The 2,934-nt window shown below is 45.5% G+C and carries 4 protein-coding genes; 3 read left to right on the top strand and 1 reads right to left on the bottom strand.

Annotation, left to right across the window (positions count from 1 at the left end):
- A partial coding sequence (locus tag G1ANC_RS03960; protein ID WP_206660735.1) for a magnesium transporter CorA family protein occupies positions 1-929 on the top strand: 929 nt, incomplete at its 5' end.
- A 40-nt stretch (positions 930-969) separates the two neighbouring features.
- On the opposite strand, the gene G1ANC_RS03965 is transcribed toward G1ANC_RS03960, so the two are convergent.
- Positions 970-1,608, bottom strand: coding sequence for a CHAP domain-containing protein (locus G1ANC_RS03965; protein WP_129693703.1), 639 nt, complete (start codon positions 1,606-1,608; stop codon positions 970-972).
- 127 nt (positions 1,609-1,735) lie between these two features.
- Here G1ANC_RS03965 and G1ANC_RS03970 point away from each other — a divergent pair, with 127 nt between their 5' ends.
- Together G1ANC_RS03970 and G1ANC_RS03975 are read left to right on the top strand one after the other, a co-directional pair.
- The gene (locus G1ANC_RS03970; protein WP_129693704.1) at positions 1,736-2,302 is read left to right on the top strand and encodes an NUDIX hydrolase; all 567 of its coding nucleotides are present in this window, start codon (positions 1,736-1,738) and stop codon (positions 2,300-2,302) included.
- An 82-nt stretch (positions 2,303-2,384) separates the two neighbouring features.
- On the top strand, positions 2,385-2,934 hold a 550-nt coding region (locus G1ANC_RS03975), incomplete at its 3' end, for an ABC transporter ATP-binding protein (RefSeq protein WP_164998028.1).

A 2,934-nucleotide genomic window follows, 5' to 3' on the forward strand; every position in this document is an offset into this window, starting at 1 on the left:
AGAAAGGGCGGGCTATGATAGATTATCTACGCTCAACACACTACAGGCCGAGCATAAAAAAGCGTATAGAACTCCAGCCTGGCAGTTGGGTACGTTGCGAAAAACCAAACGATGCAGAAAAAGATCGGCTCATTGAACTTGGCGTTGATAGAGATATCTTGATTGACGCTCTTGATCCTCATGAGATTCCTCGCGTTGAGTTAGAAGAAGGTCAGACTTATTTTATTACGCGCTTACCAGATACAGATGATGAGTTTAATGACTTTACAACGCCTGTTTTATTTTTGCTTGGTCAGCGATATATTATTACTGTAAGTCGTGATAATCTAACAAGGCTTTGGCAGCCTTTTATTGAACGAACTCACGCGCCCACGACTCAAAAAACTAAATTTTTTATGCTAATGATGGAAGCTATTACGCGCCAATATCAGACCAGGGTCGCTTCAATTAATCGCCAAATGCGCGCAACTACTAGTAATGTTCAGAACTTAACTAGTAAAGATATTATGAAATTAACTGAATATGAACGCAAATTAAATGATTATCTAGATGCTTTGCAACCAACCAATACTGCAATAGAAAAAATGCTTAGCGGGCGAGTCTTAAAACTTTATGAAGACGATCGCGATTTGGTGGAAGATCTTTCGATTGAGTTAGAACAGTTGATTGCTCGCTGTAAGAGTTTACTGCGTACTATTACCAACGTGCGCGATAGCTACCGGGCGGTGATGGACACTCGCCTGAACGAGACGATTCGTTTGCTGACGGTAATCACCGTGGCTTTAACTATACCAACTATGATAGCGGGTTTATTTGGTATGAATGTACCAGTGCCCGGATCTGAAGACCCGCTAATGTTTTGGAAAATTACTATAGTCAGTATCGTGGCGGCCTGTGCGCTGGGCGGATTCTTCTTGCGGAAACGATAGCTTGGATAAAGATATAGGGCTGACTTAGAGAAATTATAGTCTAATTTGGTACGCCGTATCCCAGCAGCCCGCCATACTGCTTGTCATGATTGACGAACACGCGGATGCGGTTTGCCTCGTTGCCGCCGACAGTAGTTAGCACGCCGTTGTCATTTTTCAAGACGATGTTAGTGTGGTCGCCAAAAACTGGCGAATTGCGGTAAATTGCTGCGTCGCCAGGAAGCGGTTGATAGCTGGAATTAGCAGGCTTGAAGCGACCATTCGCCTCGTAATATTCACGCAAGGTAAACGTCCCCGGGATACGCCAGCCGCCAGTATGCGGATTTTTCAGCGGCGCGCCCGCTTGATACATGATCCAGCTCACAAAGTTAGCGCACCACGCCTCTTCGGTGCCCTGACTGAACTTGGCACCAGCGGATTGCGCCTTGAACTCAGTCTTTGCTAAGCTGATAATTTTTTGGCGAGTTGGGCTTAAATTTGCCGTATCAATGTCTGGAAAAGCCGATTCGCCAGGTGACCTGTCGAGGTGTACGGAATTAATAAGAGACGACAGCTTATCGGCAATTTTCGGTTGAGTAATGACTGCGATTGGTGTGATAAGCAACAGCGCAATTACACTTAAGATAATACAGCGTTTCTTTGAGAAAAATTTGGGTGCCGCCGCCTGCTGGTGCTTCATGTAATAATTATATCGCGAAAGTTGTTTGACTGTTAAAATGTAATTGAGGCAAATGTTATGTTTAAGCAATGGATAAAACGTGAAATGTATCTTTCAAATATCAAGCCAAATCATTTAACAGAGTTCCATGAAGATGAATAGACACAGCAAACCGCAGAAATGGCGCCGTTTGTCGTCGCGGGTGGTTTTTATGCATACGCGGATGATATTGGCGGAAGATGAGGTAGAGTTGCCAGATGGTAAAAGGTCGTTATATTTGCGGCAAGTATACCAGGGTAAAGGCGGTGTGATTATCATTTGCCAAAACGGCAGCAAAGTGCTTATTCAGCGGGAATATTCGTATCCGGTTGATGATATATTGTATCAATTTCCCGGCGGTAAAATTGAAGAAGGCGAGACTCCCGAGCAAGCTGCCCAGCGCGAATTAGTGGAGGAATCTAATATTTTGGCGGAAGATTTTCAGCAAATTAGCTGGTTTTATGCCGACAATCGCCGTACTAGTGCCAAGCTGTACGTTGTCTGTGCGCGCGGCGCTTTTCGAGATAATTATTCGCTCCAACCGGATGAAACAGAGTTTATTTCCAGTAGTTGGTTAGAAATTAACAAACTTGAGCAGATGATTTCTAACGGTCAGATTGTTAATTACTCTATGCTAGCAGCATGGGCGTTATTCAAAACCGCACCGATGAAATAGGGTTTCTTGTGCTATAATAATCTCAAAAGCGAGCGATCACCGTACGCGATGTTTCTCTGCTAGGGAGTAGAAAGGAATTTATATGGCTCAACCCAAACCAATCATAACAGTTGACCAACTCGTCAAGACGTACGATGGCAAGAATGTCGTCGATAGCGTGTCGTTTGAGGTCAAGAAAGGCGAGATCTTTGGCATCCTTGGCCCGAATGGCGCTGGTAAGACGACGACGCTGGAGATGCTGGAGGCGCTGAGGCCGATTGATGGCGGCATGGCGACCATCGACGGAATTGATGTTGCTAAGCAGCCGAAGCACATTAAAAACATCATCGGTATTCAGCTGCAATCGACGATGTTTTACGACAAGCTAACCTTGCGCGAACAATTGAAAATGTTTGCTAGTCTGTATGGACAAACGGTTGATGCCGACGCGCTGCTCGCCAAGGTACAATTGACCGACAAAGCCAAAAATTACGTTGAGCAGCTTTCGGGCGGGCAAAAGCAACGCTTTGCCATCGCGTCGACGCTGGTTAATAACCCGACGGTCCTATTTCTCGACGAGCCGACCACTGGGTTGGATCCGCAGGCTCGCCGCAATCTCTGGGATTTGATCAAAGAGATTCGCGATGAAGGTA

This window comes from Candidatus Nanosynsacchari sp. TM7_ANC_38.39_G1_1 (assembly GCF_004138385.1).